We start from the raw sequence: 21588 nt of genomic DNA on the forward strand, positions 1-21588 counted from the left end.
TAGGACCCACATGGATCCGCTTGATAGGATCTTCGTTGGTCCAGCGTTCAAATGTTTTTCGTTTGGAGATTGTTTAACCTGGGTTTTCGGGAATAGGGTCAGCCAGTTTTTGCCCGATCAATCTGGTGGTGAGCATAGCGGCCACGGTATCTCCAGTAGCATTGAGCATTGTTGCCAGGGGATCGACGAGGGTTGCTATGATCATAATGGAAGGAATCACCTCCGTTGGCATCTGATAAACCGATATGATCAGCATTTCTCCGATGTAGCCACCATTAGGAATACCTCCGGCTACGATGCTCACCAGTAAAGTAATGCCAACCGCCATAATCAGATTGGCTGGATCAAAAAATTCCTTTCCGCTTAATAAAAGTGCGATATAGATTTTAAAGATACAGGCGATCGCGGATCCATGCTTGTGCAATGTTGTGCCTAGGGGAATGACGACACTAGCGACGCTGTCCGGGATTCCAATTTGCTTGGCTGCAAGTAAGTTGGCTGGCATGGTGGCGAGGCTACTGCAGCTGCTCAATGCGGTCAAGGAAGGCAATATGTTATTTTGCCAGTAACGTTTAATTCCCTTTAGCCCGAATGCAAAAAAAGCGAATAAACTGAATACCGTGAAAAAATAGAAGATTCCAAAAAAGTAATATAGACCGATAGGTTTGGCATAAAAACCAAAGAGCTGAGGGCCTAGTGTTCCAACCTGATAGGCAAAATATGCTCCCAAACCAATGGGAGCGAGGTTCATGACCATCACGAGCAGATTTCCCATCACAACATTGCCCGAGTTTATAAATTTACGGAAGGTCTCTGCAGATGCCCCTGATTTGCGCGTAGCAATGCCAACGAGGAACGAAAAGATGACAAAGGCCAGCATATTTTGTCGTGATAATAAACTTGAAAATTCGCTAACGGTTAAAAAGCGGACCATTTTTTCACCCCAAGAATCATGAACAACTGTTTCCATGATTTTGTTTGTTTGTTCAATAGCCAGTGGAGCATCTACTGGAAAGAGGTAAAGGAAGCAGATGCTTGACAGTCCGGCGACGACAATACCCAGTACAAATACGAAGGACATCATGCCGATGATCCTTCCCAGTACACTGTCGCCATTGATATTCGCAACAGATGAGGATATGGCAAAAAACACCAATGGTATAACGCTGACAAAGAGGAGGTTTAGGAAAATGTCACCGATCGGTTTAAGATTGTTGACGATATGCGGAAAGAAGATGCCGATCAAACTTCCAATACTGATCCCAAGAAGCAATAGTAAAATGCTTCCATAGTTATGTATAAAAGTTTTTGCAGAATATTTCATTAGGTTTTACAATAGTTAATGTATTTAGGATGCTAAAGTAATCTTTTTAAATTACTTTATGCGTATCTATTCATTATTGAAATGCATTGCCGAAAAGAACGGCTTTCTTTGATTACATCCTTTAGCTTTTTTATCTTTGATCAACATAAGGCACTATATGCTGTGCGTGCTAGGTGATCAATTTTAAAAAGCTATCTTTAGCGACAGCATTAATGAGGCATTGCTTTTAAGGATCTATTGGTTGAAATATTTAAAGAAAATGGAATTTGTAACGACAGGAGACGGTTCGAAAACGTTGTTTAATGCGGAAATAGGTGAATGTTATCATTCTAAACACGGAGCGGTACAGGAAAGCAGGCATGTTTTTATAAAAACAGGGCTTGACCACTATGTACAAACAACAGGGGCAATCGACGTCGGGATCCTAGAGGTTGGGTTCGGGACAGGGTTGAATTTTTTGCAAACAGCTGACTTTCTTAGCGATAAATCCGTTCAGGTGGAATATGTCGGAATAGAGGGCTTTCCCTTGCCTTTGTCCACTATTGCCGCAACGGGCTATGAGGCGACGGTACATCCGACCGTATGGGCAAGCTATTTGAATGCATACGAGCAGGCTTTGTTGGGAAACGTACAGATTAACGCGTACTTAAAGCTTCATATTGACCATACCTTATTGATGAATTTCCAATCGGATCGCTTATTTGACGTTGTTTATTTTGATGCTTTTGCGGCAGTGCATCAGCCTGAGATGTGGAATGATGCTGCCTTGGGACATATCGCGCAGTTTGTTAAACCTGGCGGTGTTTTTGTGACTTATGCTATTACCGGAAACCTCAAACGCAGTATGAAAGCATTGGGCTTTTCAATAGAGAAGACGCCTGGTGCACCTGGCAAGCGTGAAATGCTTCGTGCGACTAAGTTATAAGAAGGGCGATTGTCGACTTTAAATTATTGTTAACTGCTTGGTATTCTAAAAAGTGTTTTCTAATTTAGCCCAAAATAGAGGCGCTAACCTATTCACCACTTGTGGTTTATATTTTACTACTAATGACAGATTCGCAGTTGATAGACAGTTTGAAGACAGATGGCCAGGAAGGATTTGTTGCGATTTATCGTAAATTCTATAAACAACTGTTATTCTTTATACTTGGTTATCTGAAGGAAAACCGTGTGGCCGAGGAAATCGTGGCCGATGTTTTCGTTAAGGTATGGGAGCGTAGGTCTGATTTTTATACAATGGAAAATCTAAAGGCCTTTATCTATATTTCGGCAAAGAATGCGAGTCTGAATGTTATTCGGTCGGAGCGTTCTAAAGGCATCCATGAATCCTTGACAAATTATGAGGATCTGTTGGTAGATGATCGCGACGTTTTCTCAAAAATGATTCATGCGGAGTTAATCCACTCTATATTTATTGAGGTCGGAAAGCTTCCGGAAAAACAACGGGAAGTTTTTAATATGACCTATCTTGAAGACAAGACTGTCGAAGAGATTGCAGAAGAGCTTCAAATGAGCCCAACTGCTGTATACACAAACCGTTCCCGTGCGATACATACCATACGAACCTTGTTGGGGACTAAAAATGCATTAACGCTCCTCGCGTTTTTATCTTTAGTCGGCGAGAATTAGCCGGGGCGTATCCGATTTTATACCCCGCTATTTATTCTGTTTTGACCCTTATCTTTTTATTTTCTGATTGGTTTTCTAAGCTTCTGCGCTGTTTTTTTACCTGTTTAATATTTTTTTACTTTTTTATGTAAGATTCTGTGAGTCGCCGTGTTTTTATTGACGAAAGAAACGATGACGAAAAGTATGCATGGTACAGACCACATTATAACACTTCTGAACTCCTATTTAAAGGGTGAAATTCATCCTGATACACATGTGGAACTCCGGTTGTTATTTGAACAATACCCAGAATTGCAGAGCATGTTAATGGAGTTAGAAAATCCAGAAAACCTTCAGCAAGAACTTAAAATTTATGAAAGTCTTTTTGAGGCTGATGCAATAAAGGCAGAAGAAAGGGTTTTGTCGACCATTTTAGATCGAATTGACGTAAAGTCAACTGAGCAGCAGGTGAGCTGGTTCAAAAAATATCGGTTGTATGCTGCTGCTGCGGCATGTATCATCGGTTTAATTGGGCTGGGGACTTGGAAAATGAAACAAGATGAACAAGCTCAAACTGTTGTTGATCCGATACTCCTGGCTAAAGATCTTGTACCCGGAGCCAATAAGGCAAGGCTTCAGCTTGCCGACGGAACGCATGTAGACCTGGATGGGCGTTATAGTGGGATTTTAATGGGAAGTAAGATCCAGTATAGCGATGGTTCGGTTGCAGTGAATACAAAAGAAGATAAAGGACAGATGATGGTCTTGTCAACACCTAGAGGTGGGCAATATCAGATTTCCCTGTCTGACGGTACTAAGGTGTGGTTGAATGCCGATACGCGCTTGCGTTATCCCAACAAGTTTATAGGCCAAACACGTGTTGTAGAATTAGATGGTGAGGCTTACTTTGAGGTCGAAAAGATGCGGGATAAACCTTTTGTGGTTGTGACCAATAAAGAGAAAGTCGAAGTATTGGGAACTCATTTCAATGTTTATTCTTTTCCGGGAGAGCAGGAATCAAAAGTGTCTTTGTTGGAAGGTAAAGTAAAGGTATCTGTGCCTATAGGAAAGGAAAGACTGCTTGTTCCCGGAGAACAGGCTTTGGTGAATGGCGAAGAACTCTCTGTTCAACAAGCCGCTGTAGAGGAAAGTATTGCCTGGAAGAATAATGAGTTTACATTTAACGATGAACCTTTGGGAACGGCATTGACACAAATAGCGAGATGGTATGATATTGATATCGAAATAGCTCCAAGTGTGTCGAAAATTAGGTTATGGGGATCAGTATCGCGTTTGGACAATTTTGATAAGGTACTTAAGATTATCAAAATGACAGACGATAAAATAAAAGTTCAGATTGAAGGAAGGAGGGTGAAATTGATGAAATAAGAATACATTAAATCATTATTTCGTCCTTTTAAGGAGCTGAGGAAGGTGGCACTTCCCCAGCAAATTGGTTCGAGATATAATAAAACTTACTCAACTGTTTATTAAACTAACAAAACCAACCAAATGTAATGAAAAAGTATAAATACCTCATTATTATGAAAATGATTATTATGCTTCTTTTGTTTAGTATCGTGCAGCTTCAAGCTGGAAGTTTCGCTCAGACGGTGCGTATAAAAAAGAAGAATAGTCCTATTGTTGATGTATTTCGGGAAATCAAAAAACAAACTGGATATACCGTATTATGTAAATCAGAAATTATCAGCAATAGTCCTAAGGTCAGTGTGGATTTTAATAATCTCTCCTTAGACCGGGCATTAAATGAACTGTTGTCTCCTAGAGGTCTTAGCTACATCAAAGAAGGCAATTCTATTATTGTGAAGATTAGTGATAACAGTCGTCTCGAGCAGTATGCGCCGCTCACAAATGTAGGCTGGCTAGCAGAGCAAAGCCCTGTTCAGGGCAAAATTACCGATCAGGATGGCAAAGTGCTTGCTGGGGTAAGTGTAGCCGTAAAGGGCGGAAAAAAAGCAACTGCATCAGACGCCAATGGAAATTATACAATTGCTGTAAGCAGAGGGTCAATTCTGGTATTTAGTTTTGTTGGCTATGAGCGTAAAGAAGTAGAAGTGAACGGAGATGTCTTGAATGTTAGCATGCATCCAAGTCTATCGAATCTGGCAGAAGTCGTTGTCACTGGATATGGTACATTTAAGAAATCGGACTATACTGGCTCTGCTTCAACAATACGTACAGAGCGTATGTCAGATGTACCAGCAGTAGATTTTTCGACAATGCTCCAAGGTAATGCACCTGGAGTGCAGGTTAATTCCCTATCGGGTCAGCCAGGAGGTTCAACGGATATTCGAATACGGGGTATGGGGTCTATCAATGCAGTCAATAGGCCGCTTTTTGTTATCGATGGAGTGCCAGTGATGTCGGGCGATATCTCTTCTAGCAGTTCAAACAATGCTGGTCTCGATGTCATGTCTACCTTGAGTAATGCAGATATTGAGCAGATTACGGTGATAAAAGATGCGGCAGCAGCTTCGCTTTATGGCTCCCGGGCAGCAGGCGGTGTTATCTTGATCACAACCAAATCGGGCAAGGCCGGGAAACCTGTATTTTCGTTCAAAGGTGACTATGGGCTTTCCAGTCAAGCGACAGATTTTCGTGAGGTAATGAATGGTCCGCAACGGCGCGAAATGCTACTTGAAGGGCTTCGCAACAAAGCACGTTATATCGACAAGTTGACTGACGAAACATTGATTGAAGATTTTGCACAAAACAATATTGATAAATATGCACCGCAACCCTGGAGCGGCTGGACAGATTGGAAAAAGGAACTATTTCGTCGCAATTCACCGTTTAGAAACGCAGACTTGTCAGCTTCCGGTGGGGATTCCAAAGTCTCATACTATACATCATTGGGCTATACCAATCAAACAGGCTTGTCTTATCAGTCTGGTTTTGAAAGGTTAACAGGTCGTTTGAATGTGAAATACAAAATGAGCGACAAGCTAGAACTTGGGGCTAATATTTTATATTCAAATGTGAACCAGGATGTTAATTCGGAAGGCGGAACTTACACATCACCGATCTATTCATCACGTCACAAACTGACTGCTTCCGAACCTGTATATAATGAAGACGGTAGCTTCTTTTTGGATTTTTTCTCCAATGGTCCACGTAATCCGAAAGCATCATCATTGTATAATTACCGTCGGGAAAAAGCAGATCGATCGTTCAATACCGTCTTTGCAAACTATAAGTTTATGGATGGTCTCGTTTTCAATACAACCTTCAGTTTAGATCATACAACGACTCGATACAACTCCTGGTCTGATCCGCGGACTTCAGATGGTGAGAAGACAAATGGTTCATTGTCTACAAGTTTTACCGACTATAATCAAATGGTGTGGCGTAATAGCTTGACCTATACCAAGACATTTGCGGCGAAACACCATTTGGATGTTTTGGGCGGTTATGAAGTCAACCGTTACCGCAGAGATGGGATGGATGGGGCCAAAGATAACTTCCCTTCGGTAGAAAAGATTGTACTTTCCAATGGTTCGGTGCTCACTGATCTTTCCGGGTCGAATACGGAATGGCGATTGCTGTCGTATCTTTCGCGCGCCAACTACAATTATGATGATAAGTATTTCTTAGGAGGAAGTGTGCGCATGGATGGTAGTTCAAGGATTCATCGGAGCAGCCGTTGGGGCACATTTTGGTCACTGTCAGGCGCATGGAAGTTTACGAAAGAGAGTTTTATGGACTCTTTGAACGATGTGCTGACAGATGGAAAGATTCGGGTGTCTTATGGTACAAACGGTACTTTGCCTTCAAGTTATTTCACCTACATGGATTTAACAGGATTTGGCTATCCGTATGGGAATAATCCGGGGATCAGGGAAACACAGATCGGAAATCCAAACCTAAGATGGGAAAAACAGAATAACCTTAATATTGGTTTGGATGTTCGTTTATTTGATCGATTGGGACTTACATTCGAATGGTATAGAAGGCAGTCATCAGATTTATTGAATGATATGCCGACCTCCTTAACAACGGGTTTCGGATCTTACCTGACAAACATTGGAGCAATTCGAAACTCGGGTATCGAAGTGGATCTGAATGCAGATATTCTACGTGACAAAGCGTTCAAATGGAATGCGAGTTTGAATTTCGGTATGAACAAAAATAAGACAATAGCTTTGGCCGATGGTAGTGAGGAATTACGCGATGGTACGTCAATACATCGTATAGGCCAGCCTTGGTATAGTTATTATCTTATTGAGTTTGCTGGAATAAACCGGGAGACTGGGGTACCTCAATATTATGTCAATGACCCTTCAAATTTAGGATCAAGGGATATTACAGAGGATTATACTAAAGCTAATCGTATTCTTTACAAAAGTGTCGATCCAAAACTGATCGGTGGGTTTACCAATACGTTCCGGTATAAGATGTTTGATCTGAATTTCACCTGGACTTATTCACTTGGCGGCAACTCCTATGACAGTGGTGCAAGCAAGACTGAACTAGGCGGAAAAACTGGCTATGATAATATACCACAGTATTATGAACGGAGATGGCAGAAGCCTGGTGACGTAACCGATATCGAGATGTTTATGGTCGGGAATACTTACGATATGAGTAGTGTGGCCAATACACGTCGTGTCCATTCTACGGATCATATTCGATTGAAGAATATGACTTTTGGTATTTCTTTGCCACAGCAGATCTCGCGTCGCCTCAAAGTAAGTAATATTAGGGCATATTGTTCGGGCGTAAACCTATTGACGTTTGCAGCCTACAAAAACTATGATCCGGAAGTACCTGTAAATGGTACCGTGTATTTTGAGTCCCCTAAATTGAAGACAGTAACCTTTGGTTTGGATGTTAAATTCTAAAAAAAGACTATGAAAAATATATTATCAATGGTATTGCTCTCTTCCACTCTTTTGGTGGGATGCGGTGACCAATGGTTGGAGAAAGCGCAACCGAGTACATCAACAGAAAGTTCGCAGGCTATAAAATCTGTTCGTGATGCGGGATATGCCTTAAATGGTATTTATGATATTATGCGCGGATATGAATACTATGGCGCAAGAATGACCTATTATGGGGATGTGACAGGAGAAGATATGTTGGCTAATGGTGATACAAAAAGAGCTGCAAAGTATTATCTTTTTGACTTTAATAAAGATAATACACCTAGTTCATTGTGGTATCAACCCTATCGCGTATTAAGAAATGCCAACGGTATTTTGACCTATGTAAATGGTGTTCCAGAAGGCCAAATGACGGAAGAGCTGGGAGATATCAAAGGTCAGGCCCTCACACTTAGAGCAATGGCCCATTTTGATCTGGTGAAAGTTTTTGGAGCTCCCTACACAAAAGACAATGGCGCTTCTTTAGGCGTACCGATCGAAACTGAGAAACATGCTTCTACCAATAAACCGGTGCGAAATTCGGTTAGGGATGTTTACAAACAGGTGATTGAAGATCTGGAAAACGCAGTGAACTTGTTAAGTGCAGCGAAAAAGAATGGTAAGCTGAATAAATTTGGTGCTCAACTACTACTCGCCAGAGCTTATCTCTACACGGGAGATCATGCAAAGGCTTTTGCGCTGACAAATCAATTCATTAAAGATGCCGAAGCGGCACAGAGTTCGACAAAAGGGCAATACATCCTGTGGACGAATAGTGAGTATGCCACTGTTTGGTCAAAGGATTTTACCAGTGAAATTTTGTTTGGACTATCCGTTCTAAAGACAGAAAGTGGGCCAGGAAAAGAGGGGATCGGCAATTTATTATGGCGTAATGGGTATAATGATATTATTCTGTCGGATGATTATATGAATCTGATTAAGAATGATGCAAACGATGTACGTCATAAAATCATTACCAAATATACCAGCAAGCAAGTTGATTATTATTATCTAAATAAGTATCCGGGCAATACAGCTGATGGGGAGAACCCGGAGTTTGCAGATATCCCGGTGCTTCGTCTTTCGGAAGCTTACCTGATTGCTGCTGAATCGGCGGTGAAGCTAGGTGACAATGCGAATGCTTTAAAGTATTTGAATGCGATTGTTACACGTGCAAATCCGGCAAAATCTATTAGTGGTGTAGTTACTTTAGAACGCGTTATGGAAGAACGCCGTCGTGAACTTGTAGGGGAGGGGCATCGTTTGTTTGATGCTATGCGCAATAATATGCGTATCGAACGAAAGGGCGCTGCCCATGTTTCACCTTCATTGAGACCGGAAACAAAATCCTTTGATCGGACATTTTTTAAAACTTTAATGGCCATTCCAAGGGTTGAAATTGATGCAAATAATAATATTGTTCAGAATGAAGGATATTAATATCGTATGAAAATTCATTTAAAAGCAAAGCACGGTGGTTCCTATGGAATCGCCGTGATCTGGTATTTGTTTGTTCTATTTGGCGTTATGCAAGGTACTGTTGCCCAAAGCGCTTTGGAATTGGGGAAGTTTGACGGTCCTTATTTTTTTTATGAAAATGGTGACAGTAGTTGTATCCGTGTGGAACATGGTCAGGTGTTGTCCGAAAAATCGGAGCATATAAAAGCCTTTAAGGTTTCGACGGAAGACGGTAAGCACCAATTTGAAGTTTGGCGTCATCCCATGGTGGCTCCTGCCTGGTCCTATCGTCCAAGCAAAAAGATTGTGGTCTTGTCGGATCCGCACGGTGATTTTGAATCTTTCTATTCGATTCTCAACGCGCAGAAGGTCATAGGGTTAAACTACGAGTGGACGTTTGGGAGTAATCAGCTTGTCATCATAGGCGATGTGTTTGACCGCGGGAAAGATGTTTTGCCTATCTTTTGGTTGATCTATAAACTTGAATACGAGGCTGCAAAAGCTGGCGGGCAGGTCCACTTTTTATTTGGTAATCATGAAGAGATGGTTTTACGCGGAAATTATAAATATACGCAAGAAAAATACAAAGCTTTAGCAGAGAAGGTAGGTAGGGATTATCGTGACTTTTGGTCAGTAAATACGGAGTTGGGGAAATGGTTACAGACAAAGAATACCATGGAAAAGATCGGGGATAATCTGTTTGTTCATGCCGGGCTAAGTGCAGCGATGTTGGATCCTCAATGGTCGATCTCAGCGGTCAATGACTCGGTACGTCATCATCTTTTTCAACAGAAGGAAGAACGGCAAAAATCGAAAGCTGCTACTTTCCTATTTGGCAGTGAGGGGCCACTATGGTACCGCGGAATGGTTCGTGAAGAAGAAAAATATCTTCCCTTGCCACAAACAGAGTTAGAAAAGTTAATGGATGTATATGGTGCTCGAAAAATCTTTGTAGGGCATACCATTTTTCCGGAAGTAAGCAAATTTTATGCGGGTAAGGTCTATGCTGTGAATGTTGCCAATGAAGCCAATCGCCTGAAGGGCCATAGTCGTGGAGTGCTTCTCCAGGGGGCTAAGGTTATCATTCTTTATGACGATGCTAGCAAAAATAAATACTTCGCCTCTAATTTATAAGCCGCTTAGCAAGTTGATATAATTATCGATAAAATGCAGTTTGTCTTTGGATTTATATTGTTGAATATAGCGCGGATGGTCGAGGACGGTCATTTTTCCAAACAACTTTTCTTCCTTGTTGATCTTGGCGAGAAAGGTTGCATTTTTCTTTCCGAGGACAAAGACCTCCTCTGTGACCAAGCCCATGGAAATGTGCTGTTTTAGGGAATCCAACATAAAGGGGCGGACCATGTCAAAAAGTTGCTTGTCGTCGTAATAGTTTGCATTGATCCAGTTGTTGGGTTTTGTTTCTCGGACAATCGCGAGGGGAAATGGCGAATTGATGTAAAACTGTTTGTAGAAGATATCAGGGCCGCCATAAGCTTCAATCATATCGTACATAAAAACCGAAGATATTTCATGGGTGTGTGCAGATTGCATCTCTATGCCACATGCACTAGCTAATCTTTTGGTGTCTGTAAAAGGAACGCCTGTAACACCAGCACCGTGTCTGCTCGGATTAATGCCGATAATGAATTTTCTTTGCAGATTGTCCTGGTAATATTTGTGGTAGAACTTTTCCATCACTACCAATGTCTCAGGGTTGTCAAGATAGGGATTAATTACGTTGAACTCCGGAGGTAGATTCCCTTTGTAATGAAGTCGTTTGTTAAATAAAACTACTTTTTCCGCAAATGTTAGCATCGTTCGTGTGTTTAAAAACAAAATACGATTTTTTAAAGAGGTAAAAAACAAAGCGGGGTGTCAAACGACACCCCGCTTTGTTTTTTTGTATCTTGAGTCAAGATTAGTGACCTTGTGTACCGTCTACACCATGTGAATGTCCATGAGACAACTCTTCTTCAGTAGCAGGACGTACAGTTAAGATTTCGATATCGAAATTTAATGTTTTACCAGCCATTGGGTGGTTTAAGTCAGCAACAACTACTTCTGGAGTAACCTCAGCTACTACAGCGCGGAATTGGTTTCCTTGATTGTCTTGTAAAGGCAATACTTCTCCTACTGGAGGTAAACCTGTTTCTTTGAACATATCTACTGGCAATTGTGCGAATGCTCTGTCGTCTTTTTGACCGTAAGCATCATCCGGTGCCAATTCAAATGAAATTTTATCACCAACGTTTAAGTCTGCGATGTTTTCTTCAAATTTAGGTAACATCATACCTACACCATATAAGAAATCTAAAGGTTGTTCTGCAGTTGTTTCTTCAACGAAAACTTTTTCACCGTTTTCTACTGTGTGAAGTCTGTACGTCAATGCTACGACGTCGTTTGCTTTTATAGCCATCTGATTTTGATTTTTGGAAGCCCGAGGCTACCGTTTATTAAATATAATTTATTAACGCTTGTATGGAATCCTGTGGTAGACTGCAGGTCCTGTTTTTACAAAGATATGCTTTTGTCTCCTTTCCGACTCTATGTTCGAGCAATGGAAGATTTTCTTCTGTACCGCCAAGAACAATTTTATTTGGAATATAATAGTTGCCGAGTTCATTTTTGAAAGCCATTGCTTTATCCCCCGTCAATGCAATTTCATTGATTCCATATATTTCTTCTAGCAATAATATTGCCCAATTTGAATAAGCCGAACCATAAGTCTTGATTTGCGGGAATACATTCGCCAGCAATTGGTCTGTAATGGCGATGTAATTTTCATCATCAAAAAGCAAACCTAATCGTTTCAGCTGACGAACCATTGTCGACGAAGAGGATGGAATTACATTATCCATAATTTCGCTTTTCCGTGCGATGAGTTCCTCTGCCTGCGACGATGTATAGTAGAATGTTTTTTGTGATCCATCGTAAAAGAATGCAATGGCCTTATCAGCGAGCTGTCTTGCTTTTGTGAGCCAATTGAGGTCAAATGTCGCCTCATATAATGCTATAAAGGCTTCAATAGTGAATGCATAGTCATCTAAGAAGCCTGCGATCGCTCTATTGTTATCTTTTGGTTGGTGCAATAACTGGAGATCGTCTTGAATAAGATGTGTACAGATAAACTGGGCATTGTTTAAAGCGAGTTCAAGGAAATGGCTGTATCCAAGACTGTGATAGGCATCTATTAGTCCTTTTAGAAATAGCGCATTCCAAGTGGTCAGCTGCTTATGGTCGAGTCCCGGACGGATCCGTTGTTCACGATAGTTGTATAATTTTTTCTTTGAAATTTTTAGAAAATCTGCCCATTCGTCAGCTGACATATTGACCTTTGTTGCTAACTGGTCTGCATTAATGGCGCAAATAGGAATGTTGGTTTTCTCCTCCTCCCAGTTGCCGACTTCGGTTATGTTAAAATATTGCCCGAGTAGGGGGGCATCATCGCCCAATACCTCGTCAAATTCAGCTTTGGAGAAGGAATAGTATTTCCCTTCAATGCCCTCGCTATCGGCATCTAAAGCGCTATAGAAACCATGGTTTGGAGCAAGCATTTCACGCTCGGCCCAAGTAATCGTTTCTTCGATAATCCGTTTATAGAATGGATCCCGACTTTGTTGATAAGCTTCGGCATACAGGGACAGTAGCTGGCCATTGTCATAAAGCATTTTTTCGAAGTGGGGAATATGCCAATAATGGTCCACCGAATAGCGGGCAAAGCCACCTCCGATCTGGTCATATATACCACCAGATGCTATCTTTTTTAATGTAAAATGGACATGATCTAAGATCTCCCGATCGTCGGCAAGTACGCCATATTTTAGGAAGAATAACCAATTGTTTGGTAGCGGAAATTTGGGCGCTCTTTGATAACCACCTTCTTTTTTATCGAACATCTCGGTCCAAGGGGCAACAATTTCATTTAAGTCGTCGATTGTGTATTGCGCTGGAATAGGATTGATGGGAAGTTTCTCGGCCCGTTGAATACCATTGTTTAGCTTTTCGGCATATTCGAATGCGACTTCGGGTTTCTCCGCCCACATTTGTGCAATTTGCAATAAGATATTCTGCCAGTCGTGCGGTTTGAAATAGGTACCACCGTAAATAGGTCTTCCATCGGGCAGGCAGATACAATTCAATGGCCAGCCCCCGGCATTGGTCATCAGTTGCACCGCAAGCATATACACTTGATCAATATCGGGGCGTTCTTCGCGGTCAATTTTGATCGATACGAAAAACGTATTCATGGTTTGGGCGATGGCTGAGTTTTCAAAACTTTCACGCTCCATCACATGGCACCAATGGCAAGCCGAGTAGCCAATGCTTACAATGATCAGTTTATTTTCGTCTTTTGCTTTTTTTAAAGCTTCCGGCCCCCAGGGCATCCAATCTACTGGATTGTGTGCGTGCTGTTTAAGGTAGGGTGAATTTTCAAATTGCAATTGATTCGCCATAAGACGAAGGTAGTGAAAAAGTAATTATTAACGAGGCTGTTGTATTGATTATCCGTTTTTTAGCGTATTGTAAAGAGGAAGGTTATTCTTTTTTTAATAGGGGACTGACTCCTTTTTCAGGATTTGACAAGAAGAAAGGGCTTGTTGAACGTTTGATCAGTTTTCTATATGAAAATAATCCTTACTTCCGTCAACCAAAGGGCCTGAAAGAATTTAAGGAAAAATTTGATCCCTGCTGGGTCGAGAAATTTGTGGTGTATTCGCATGATTTGGATTTGATTTCAGTGCCTTTGGTGATTGATAAGGCAATGAAATCAAATGTGGGCAAGTGATAAGCTGATCTTATCTGAAGATAAGTTTGTTCTTTGATCGGATTTTAATCAATTATTTGCACAAGATCGGCACAATTGCCGCTGAGCATCTGAAAGGTGAAACCGGTATCGAGCTTGATCTCTGCGCAGGATGAGGTGCGTAAATAGGCCGCTTTTCGGGTCAGGTATTCCACTAGATCAGTCAACGTGGGGTTATGTCCAAAGAGCAGTACATGATTGATATGATCGGGAATAGCATTTATGATGGATAGCAAATGCTTGTATGTACATTCATAAATTGTTTCTTCAATTTGGATATCAAAAGAAGAAGAGCCCATGACATCTAGAAAAATACGTGTTGTCTGGAGTGCGCGATTGGCTGGTGAACTGATCACGATACTGTTTTCATCTAAGGTCAATTTTGCCGATAGCTTAGCCGCTACTTGTTTTGCGTGTTGTATGCCGTCGGATGTGAGTGCGCGATCAAAATCGTTTATGCCCGGAATAGTTTCGGCTTTGGCATGTCGGATGATATAAAGTTTTTTACTGTTGTCCATGATTAAAATTTTTGATTCTTATACAATATAAATAATAACGCTTGTTGTTCCGGTTCATTGTGTTTGGGCAATGAGCAGGCTTGCGTATGAATACAAATAATAATACAGGAAGTTTTGAAAAGTATATACTCTATGAATAGTTTTTTACCTCAAGTGATACGTTCACTATCGTGTCAAAGCTAAACCATTGTGTTTTTTTAATGCTTAGAATGGCAAAGCGAAAGTCTTGATTAAAAAGCGAAAATCGTTGTTTTACTTTGATAAAATTATGCTAATTTCGCAGCGTAAAACAATAATTTGTTTTATACATCTATTTGCCGTCAGCTTATTTTATTTATTGAAAAACATCGTTAGCCAAGTCGCGTTTTTTTGTTTCTACCGTTTGATTTTTACTTATGATTCGTAATTTTTTGATACTTTTTTATGGAAGTATTTTTCTAGTGGCTTGCAGCCGTCCGGAGAATTTTTTTGCGCAGGATGTTGAAGCTCCTATTTGGACTGTTGAGCCCATTGATTCCGTTACTTTTGATGGTGATGAAGGTTTGGTCAATATACATACCGTTGCTGACGCTAATTTTAAGGGGTTAAAAAATGCCAACGATTTTATAGATATCTCGGGCGCAAATGCCAGTTATTGTCATCCAGATGTTCTTTATTTTCCCAATAAACTGAATGGGTATAAGTATTGGATGGTTTTTACACCTTATTTTGGCGCAGTTGGAACCAATCAAAATTCAAAGAAATTTGAAAATCCAAGTGTTGTTGTATCAAATGATGGTCTTGATTGGGTAAATCCTCCGGGATTGAGCAATCCAATTATCAATGCTCCCTTTCCCACAGAAAGTTTCGGTGAAAACAAGGTTGATCCGATTCAAGGATTTTGGTCAGATGTCGATTGGATATACTTAAATAATCAGTTTTATCTTTACTATAGGGGGAGTTTTATCACTGCTCAGGCTTTGAAGGGCAAATGTGTGTTAAGTAATACCAATTTTGATCGATTGAAACAAAATGCACATCGCACTATTGTTCAACAAACGTCCACAGATGGTATAAAGTGGTCGAATTTGAATGTCGCCTTTACCAGTAATCCTCCGTTTACTCCCAAAGATGATCATCTATTATCTCCCTCTTTCATTCATGACGGAAGTGAGTTTTTGAGTTATGAAATTGAACTGAATTTTAATTCGAAAAATTTTAAAGGTAAAGATCCTTCTTATGTTGTTCGTAGAACATCTACCGATGGTATTAATTTTACAGGATTTAAGGAAAGCAAAATCATAAATTTTTTAAATAGGCCTTGGTTAAAGGAGGGACGGGTAAATTCACCATGGCATATTCAGGCAACATTTGCCGATGGTTATTATTTCCTTTGCATTGCAGTAGGAGATGTAAAACGATATACTGCGGAGCTGTTGTACATTGGGTATTCTAAAGATGGGTTAAATTTCAAAGTATTACCGAAGCCTCTGTTGAAAAATAATGCTTATAGAAGTTCAATTTTTCCAATGGGCAGCAACGAGTCTTTAATTAAGATGGGAGCAATGATCGGTAATAAATCTGGTGAGTTCAGATATCGGGAATTTACATTAAACAAAGACAAGATCGAGAAATCATTAAAATGATTTCAGCATTTAATATATCATTTCTGTTACTATTTTTGTATATTAAATACTAATGATGGAAAAAAATGGTTGTATGGATCGTCCTTGTCCCATTGCTGTTTCGGTAGTTATACCGGTATACAATGTCGAAAAATATTTAGACGAGACAATCCAAAGTGTGCTTGATCAGGAATTACAAGATTTCGAAATTCTTCTCGTTAATGATGGTAGTCTGGATTCTTCTGCTGCAATATGCCAAAAATATGCATCCTTAGATCCGAGAATTTACTTTTTTGATCAGGACAATGCGGGTGTTTCCGTTGCGAGAAACAATGGTTTGAATCGTGCGCGAGGAGAGTATGTCTATTTTCTAGATTCTGATGATACGATTGATTCCGCATTTTTGTCAGTTTCTTTAGCGATTGCTAAACAGCAAAATTTTGATTTGGTGATTTTGGGCGAACCTTATTGTTCGCGGGCCCCACGTTTGACTGCTGTACCGACATGCGGGTTGCTGATCAAAAGGACCTTATTGGACACTTATCCCGATATTCGTTTTCCTGAAGGAATTCAACCCTGCGAGGATGGCTTGTTTTCACATCGTCTTTTTTTGGTAACCGATAAGATCGGGTTTAATCCTGGCGCGGTATATTTTTATAGACAGCACGAGAACCAAAATCATACGCAAATTAATAGACAGACTGGTCGCTTATTAAAACAGATTCCAATGTGGTTAGAGCTATTGAATGAGTTTTATAAGGAACATAATTTCTTTGCTTCAAAAGCATTAAAATTAGCGCTATTTATCGAACATGAACCTTTTGAGTTTCGTTATTTAAAAATGGCATTCAGTGATCTTGAGAAGGAAGAGCTGTTTAAGTTATTGCAAATTTTTATGCAAGAATATGTAAGCCCACATCTTACCAAAGAAGATAAAGAAGTATTAACGGTGCCTTTTAGCTATTTTGTAGAGGCTCGAGATCATAGGGATTTTGACCAATTTTATGCGGCTTATTGCAAAAGGAGGTCTCAAAAGCTCAAGCAAAGTTTATTCTGGGTTAGGTTTATTCCAATTGCTGGCTTAAGAAGAAAAGTCCGTCAAAGGATCAGACATAAGTATCTCGACGTATGAAGATTTTACTAATACAACATTTGTATTTTCTAAATGGAATAGGTGGAACGGAAAAGATATGTTCTACGCTAGCGAATATACTAAGTACAAATGGGTATGAAGTTGAGATTGCAACCAATGAAAATATAAAAGGCTCAGCAGTTTTTCCGCTGCATAAGTCGGTGAAGGTGACGAATATCTTTGACTCGAGTTTGGAACAGAAGCTCGAGATTCCTATTTATAATTATAAGGGGCCGAACCCACTTTTATGGTTGAAATACAAGGCTCGTAAAAAATACAGCAAGTGGTATAACCGCAAATTAAAGAAACGCATGGGGGGAGCTGATAAATTATATCAGTTTAATTTGCGAAAGCGGGCGATTTTATGGAAGGATTATATTGACAGGCTAAAGCCCGATTTGATTATTACAATGTCCATTGGCTCACTCCTTGAGATCACTTATGGAAATACACTGTCAATCCCCATTATAGACTCTGTCAATGGAAGACCTGATTACGACTATACCAATATTTTAGGGGGAAGAGATGCATTTATGGTTGATTTGTTAACGGCTAGTTTCGCTCAACTGAATGGTGTTCAGATCTTATTTGAGAGCTATCGGGATTTTTTGCCGTCAAATTTTTCCGGACAGTGCTCCGTTATTGCCAATCCAATCCAGCAAGTAGATCCTGGCGATTTAGTTATACATGACGGTATCAAGGAAAGATATAAGATTATTCACGTTGGGCGTTTGGATACCGAGTGTAAGCAGCAGCATATTGCTATTGCAATTTTTGCTAACCTGGCAAACAAATATCCCAATTGGGATTTGGAGTTTTGGGGGATAGGTCCAGACTTTGATCGGTTGAATACACAAATTCGTGATCTTGGATTGTCTGAACGAGTTTTTCTTTGTGGATTCACGGAGGATCCTCTGTTAAAGATGCGAGATGCTGATATTTTTATTTTTCCCAGTAAATATGAAGGGTTTGGATTAGCCTTAGCAGAAGCTATGTCAATAGGTCTGCCAAGTATTGGCTTTTCCACTTGTTCAGGCGTAAATGAATTGATCAAACACAATCAGAATGGTTTTTTAGCATTGGACGACCGGGAGATGGCCCTGCATCTCGAACAATTGATCATGGACCCTTCTCTACGTTCGAGACTTGGAGTTCAAAGCAATTTGGCAATGAAGGAGTACAGTTTTGAGCATATGGCTAAAGGATGGTTAAATTTAGTGGAGACCGTCACAAAGAGTTTTCGGGACGAAGGCGAGATATAGTTGGACTTGAAGACCTCTATTATCTTATGGATAAATTTCATCATGAATGATTTATAAAGGTCTTAATACTCCTGCAAAAGAAAAGTTCAAGGAGAATGTGGCATTTTCCGAGAATAATTCGTATTATTTATTATAAAAGCAAGTACAGCTTTTTACCTTTTCAATGTAAGAATAAATGCAAACAATAAAGAAAAAGAGAATATTATATTTTATGCCTGAAAATCCTAACAGTTCGAAGGCAGGCAATTTGACTAGGTGTAAGCAGTTGTTAACTTATTTTAATACGATAAGTGCAAATTTTGAGATTGATTTTGTGTCGTCAATCAATTGGGGGGCAGGTGATGAATCTATTTTTCAATCAGAATTTCCAAATATTAACCTGATTATTTTACCCTTTAAATCTTCAAAAAAGAATAGAATTAGTTATTTCTTTCGTGATAAATTACAAAAAGAGATAAAAAATATATTCCACTCAAATTTGGTTGATCGTGTTTCGCCATCATTTCAAAGAAGATTTGAAAAGGTTTTAAGCGATCATAAGTATGATTATGTTATTATTAGCTATGTTGAATTTGGTATTTTGGTAAAGAATTTGATAGGACCTTATACAATTTTAGATTCGCATGATTTTCTTACGCTGCAAAATAAGACAAAGGAAAAGGAAAGCTTTTCAATGCGTCAATTGGGTAAAATGTTCGGAGCGGAGTTGTCTATGATGACTTCTTTTAACGAGATATGGACATTTTCAATTGAGGAAAAATATATTTTTGAACAGTTTGCAGATAAATTTGTACGATTAATTCCGGTTTCAATGCCATCGCCTGTTGTTCAAGAACGCGAAAAGAAGATTGACTTAATTTATGTAGCGAGTGACAATCCGCACAATGTGTCAAGCATAAAGTGGTTTTTAGAAAAAGTATTTCCACTACTTACGAATGTTGAACTGCATGTGATTGGCAAGATTTGTGCACATATTCCAGCAGTGAAAAATGTTATAAAACATGGACTGGTGGATGATCTTGCAGAATATTATGAGCAGGCTAAAGTTGCTATCTGTCCAATGCTTTCAGGGACAGGAATCAAAATAAAGGTTTTGGAAGCATTATCTTTTGGCATTCCGGTTGTAACCAATCAGCGTGGTGTCGATGGATTGTTTAATAAATCAGATAATGGATGTCTTGTATCTCTAGATGAACAGGCTTTTGCCTCTCATATAATTGAATTGCTCCAGGGGGCTGAATTTCATAAAAGAAAATCGAATCAGGCCATTGAATATATGCGAAGTAATCATACCGTAAAGAAAGAGTATGAGGTCTTGGACGCTGTTTTTAACAATAGATGAATAAATGAAAATCTCTCTAATAATATCTACTTATAACTGGCCGGAGGCGTTGGCATTATGCTTGGAAAGTGTATTGCTTCAGAAGGTTCTTCCTGATGAAATACTTATCGCTGATGACGGATCAGGAAAGGAGACAGAGCGAGTTGTAGCAGAATATAAAAGTAAGTTTAATATTCCTTTTATTCATGTATGGCATGAAGACGAGGGTTTCCAGTTGGCGAAAATCAGAAATAAAGCTATTGCTAAAGCCTCATCCGACTATATTGTTCAAATTGATGGTGATTTAATTTTGCACCCCTATTTTATCCGGGATCATCGGAAATTTGCGAAAAAAGGATCTGTAGTACGTGCCAGCCGTATTTATCTTGATCAGGAATTTTCCGAGAAAAAATTGACTAAGCTTGATACAAAGGTGAATAGATTTGATAAGGGGGTCTCGAACCTATTCAGTGCTTTTCGTTTTCAGTTGTTATGGAAATATTTTGAATTTAATTATAAAAATAAGGGCAACGAACGTTGGGAGATTCATGGGGCCAATATGGCGTATTGGAAAGAAGATGCCATTCGTGTGAATGGCTACAATGAAGACTTTAAAGGCTGGGGACCGGAAGATAAAGAATTTGTCGCTAGACTCTTAAATATCAATATCAAAAAACGCTTCTTAAAATTCGGCGGCATTGTGTTTCACATCTGGCATGCGATAAATGCAAAAGAGAATTTAGGTAACAACAATTGTTTGTTTGCAAAAACAAAAAAGCTAAATTTGACCTATTGTGATAACGGTATTGATAAATACCTGAAATCATCTGATTAGCACTTACGGTTTTATAGCTATTTTTTGGAAACTTCGATAATTATTACAACGTATAATAGGCCCGATGCATTGGAATTGGTACTATTGTCTACATTAAATCAAACAGTTTTGCCGAGTCAAATTATTGTTGCAGATGACGGCTCTGATGATAGAACAAGACAGCTGGTCCATCGTTATGAGGAGGTTTCTGAAATTCCAATCTGCCATGTATGGCAGGAGGATTGTGGCTTTCGGGTTGCACGTATTCGAAATCAAGCGCTAGCCCAAGTGAAATCACCCTATGTTATACTCGTTGACGGTGACATTCTTATGGCACCAAATTTTATTGAAGACCATCTAAAACTCGCCAAAGTCGGATATTTTATCCAAGGTGGAAGGGTTTTACTGAATCAAGCATTAACATCTAAATTGTTAGCCGAGTCGAATCAACTGAAGTATCCGAATATGTTTCAGGCTGGATTCGAATCTGGTCGGTTTGAAAAGAGAATAAGTAGTTTTCGTAATCTTCTTTTGGCACGATGGACTGCGAAAAACCTAGCAAATAACAGAAGCAAAGTACGCTCTTGTAATATGTCTTTCTATATGCGCGATGTTCATGCAGTGAATGGTTTTAATAATCTTTTTGAAGGCTGGGGCCGGGAAGACAGTGAATTTGTGGAACGTTTATTCAACTATGGACTCAAAGGGCAACTACTTAAGTTTGCTGCAATTGGGTATCACTTATATCATAAAGAGGAGTCTAGAAAAGCACTTCCACAAAACGATCATTTATTAGAAAAGACAAAATTAGAAAAGCTGAAATCCTGTGCTGACGGACTTTCTAGTTTCCTATAGTT

The 21588-nt window shown here is 39.7% G+C and carries 18 protein-coding genes; 13 read left to right on the top strand and 5 right to left on the bottom strand.

Going from position 1 to position 21588, the window contains the following annotated elements; genetic code table 11:
* Positions 1-73: 73 nt before the first annotated feature.
* Positions 74-1324, bottom strand: a complete 1251-nt coding sequence (locus tag AACH28_RS19075; RefSeq protein ID WP_286709648.1) for a dicarboxylate/amino acid:cation symporter — start codon at positions 1322-1324, stop codon at positions 74-76.
* Between the two features lie 259 nt (positions 1325-1583).
* On the opposite strand from AACH28_RS19075, the gene mnmD reads away from it, so the two are divergent.
* The 6 genes from mnmD (at position 1584) to AACH28_RS19105 (ending at position 10407) form a co-directional block, all read left to right on the top strand.
* Positions 1584-2249 carry a tRNA (5-methylaminomethyl-2-thiouridine)(34)-methyltransferase MnmD gene (gene mnmD, locus AACH28_RS19080; RefSeq protein ID WP_286709649.1) on the top strand — a complete coding sequence of 222 codons (666 nt, stop codon included), beginning with the start codon at positions 1584-1586 and terminating at the stop codon, positions 2247-2249.
* Positions 2250-2371: 122 nt separating this feature from the next.
* The gene (locus AACH28_RS19085; protein WP_286709650.1) at positions 2372-2953 is read left to right on the top strand and encodes an RNA polymerase sigma factor; all 582 of its coding nucleotides are present in this window, start codon (positions 2372-2374) and stop codon (positions 2951-2953) included.
* 171 nt (positions 2954-3124) lie between these two features.
* Complete coding sequence (locus AACH28_RS19090) at positions 3125-4321, top strand: FecR family protein (RefSeq protein WP_286833876.1); 1197 nt, start codon at positions 3125-3127, stop codon at positions 4319-4321.
* A 128-nt stretch (positions 4322-4449) separates the two neighbouring features.
* Positions 4450-7794, top strand: coding sequence for a TonB-dependent receptor (locus AACH28_RS19095; RefSeq protein WP_286709652.1), 3345 nt, complete (start codon positions 4450-4452; stop codon positions 7792-7794).
* Between the two features lie 9 nt (positions 7795-7803).
* The gene (locus tag AACH28_RS19100) at positions 7804-9255 is read left to right on the top strand and encodes a RagB/SusD family nutrient uptake outer membrane protein (RefSeq protein ID WP_115046586.1); all 1452 of its coding nucleotides are present in this window, start codon (positions 7804-7806) and stop codon (positions 9253-9255) included.
* Between the two features lie 6 nt (positions 9256-9261).
* Positions 9262-10407 carry a metallophosphoesterase gene (locus AACH28_RS19105; protein WP_286709653.1) on the top strand — a complete coding sequence of 382 codons (1146 nt, stop codon included), beginning with the start codon at positions 9262-9264 and terminating at the stop codon, positions 10405-10407.
* On the opposite strand, the gene AACH28_RS19110 is transcribed toward AACH28_RS19105, so the two are convergent.
* The 3 genes from AACH28_RS19110 to AACH28_RS19120 all read right to left on the bottom strand — a co-directional run bounded on the left by AACH28_RS19110 (position 10402) and on the right by AACH28_RS19120 (position 13730).
* On the bottom strand, positions 10402-11091 hold the full coding sequence (locus AACH28_RS19110) for an SMUG2 DNA glycosylase family protein (RefSeq protein WP_341831254.1): 690 nt from the start codon (positions 11089-11091) through the stop codon (positions 10402-10404). The two genes, AACH28_RS19105 and AACH28_RS19110, sit on opposite strands and share 6 nt — an antisense overlap.
* Positions 11092-11194: 103 nt before the next feature.
* Complete coding sequence (locus tag AACH28_RS19115) at positions 11195-11692, bottom strand: peptidylprolyl isomerase (RefSeq protein WP_046672788.1); 498 nt, start codon at positions 11690-11692, stop codon at positions 11195-11197.
* Positions 11693-11729: 37 nt separating this feature from the next.
* Positions 11730-13730 carry a thioredoxin domain-containing protein gene (locus tag AACH28_RS19120; protein ID WP_341831255.1) on the bottom strand — a complete coding sequence of 667 codons (2001 nt, stop codon included), beginning with the start codon at positions 13728-13730 and terminating at the stop codon, positions 11730-11732.
* Positions 13731-13774: 44 nt separating this feature from the next.
* Here AACH28_RS19120 and AACH28_RS19125 point away from each other — a divergent pair, with 44 nt between their 5' ends.
* Positions 13775-14062: a phosphatidylglycerol lysyltransferase domain-containing protein gene (locus AACH28_RS19125; protein WP_341831256.1), complete on the top strand. Its 288-nt coding sequence runs from the start codon at positions 13775-13777 to the stop codon at positions 14060-14062.
* 44 nt (positions 14063-14106) lie between these two features.
* On the opposite strand, the gene AACH28_RS19130 is transcribed toward AACH28_RS19125, so the two are convergent.
* Positions 14107-14598, bottom strand: a complete 492-nt coding sequence (locus AACH28_RS19130) for a histidine phosphatase family protein (RefSeq protein ID WP_286727835.1) — start codon at positions 14596-14598, stop codon at positions 14107-14109.
* A gap of 395 nt (positions 14599-14993) precedes the next feature.
* Here AACH28_RS19130 and AACH28_RS19135 point away from each other — a divergent pair, with 395 nt between their 5' ends.
* From AACH28_RS19135 to AACH28_RS19160, 6 genes are all read left to right on the top strand, one after another.
* Positions 14994-16223 carry a hypothetical protein gene (locus AACH28_RS19135; RefSeq protein ID WP_286709657.1) on the top strand — a complete coding sequence of 410 codons (1230 nt, stop codon included), beginning with the start codon at positions 14994-14996 and terminating at the stop codon, positions 16221-16223.
* Positions 16224-16275: 52 nt separating this feature from the next.
* A complete protein-coding gene (locus AACH28_RS19140) occupies positions 16276-17334 on the top strand; it encodes a glycosyltransferase (protein ID WP_286851259.1) in 1059 nt (352 codons plus the stop codon).
* Entirely contained in the window at positions 17331-18596 is a 1266-nt protein-coding gene (locus tag AACH28_RS19145) for a glycosyltransferase (protein ID WP_286709659.1), read from the top strand. The genes AACH28_RS19140 and AACH28_RS19145 overlap by 4 nt, the downstream gene beginning before the upstream one ends.
* A 175-nt stretch (positions 18597-18771) precedes the next feature.
* On the top strand, positions 18772-19938 hold the full coding sequence (locus AACH28_RS19150) for a glycosyltransferase (RefSeq protein ID WP_286709660.1): 1167 nt from the start codon (positions 18772-18774) through the stop codon (positions 19936-19938).
* Positions 19939-19942: 4 nt separating this feature from the next.
* Positions 19943-20752, top strand: a complete 810-nt coding sequence (locus AACH28_RS19155; RefSeq protein WP_286709661.1) for a glycosyltransferase family 2 protein — start codon at positions 19943-19945, stop codon at positions 20750-20752.
* 24 nt (positions 20753-20776) lie between these two features.
* Positions 20777-21586, top strand: a complete 810-nt coding sequence (locus tag AACH28_RS19160; protein WP_286851260.1) for a glycosyltransferase family 2 protein — start codon at positions 20777-20779, stop codon at positions 21584-21586.
* Positions 21587-21588: the final 2 nt, after the last annotated feature.

Source organism: Sphingobacterium thalpophilum, assembly GCF_038396785.1.
Taxonomy (GTDB): Bacteria; Bacteroidota; Bacteroidia; order Sphingobacteriales; family Sphingobacteriaceae; genus Sphingobacterium; species Sphingobacterium thalpophilum_A.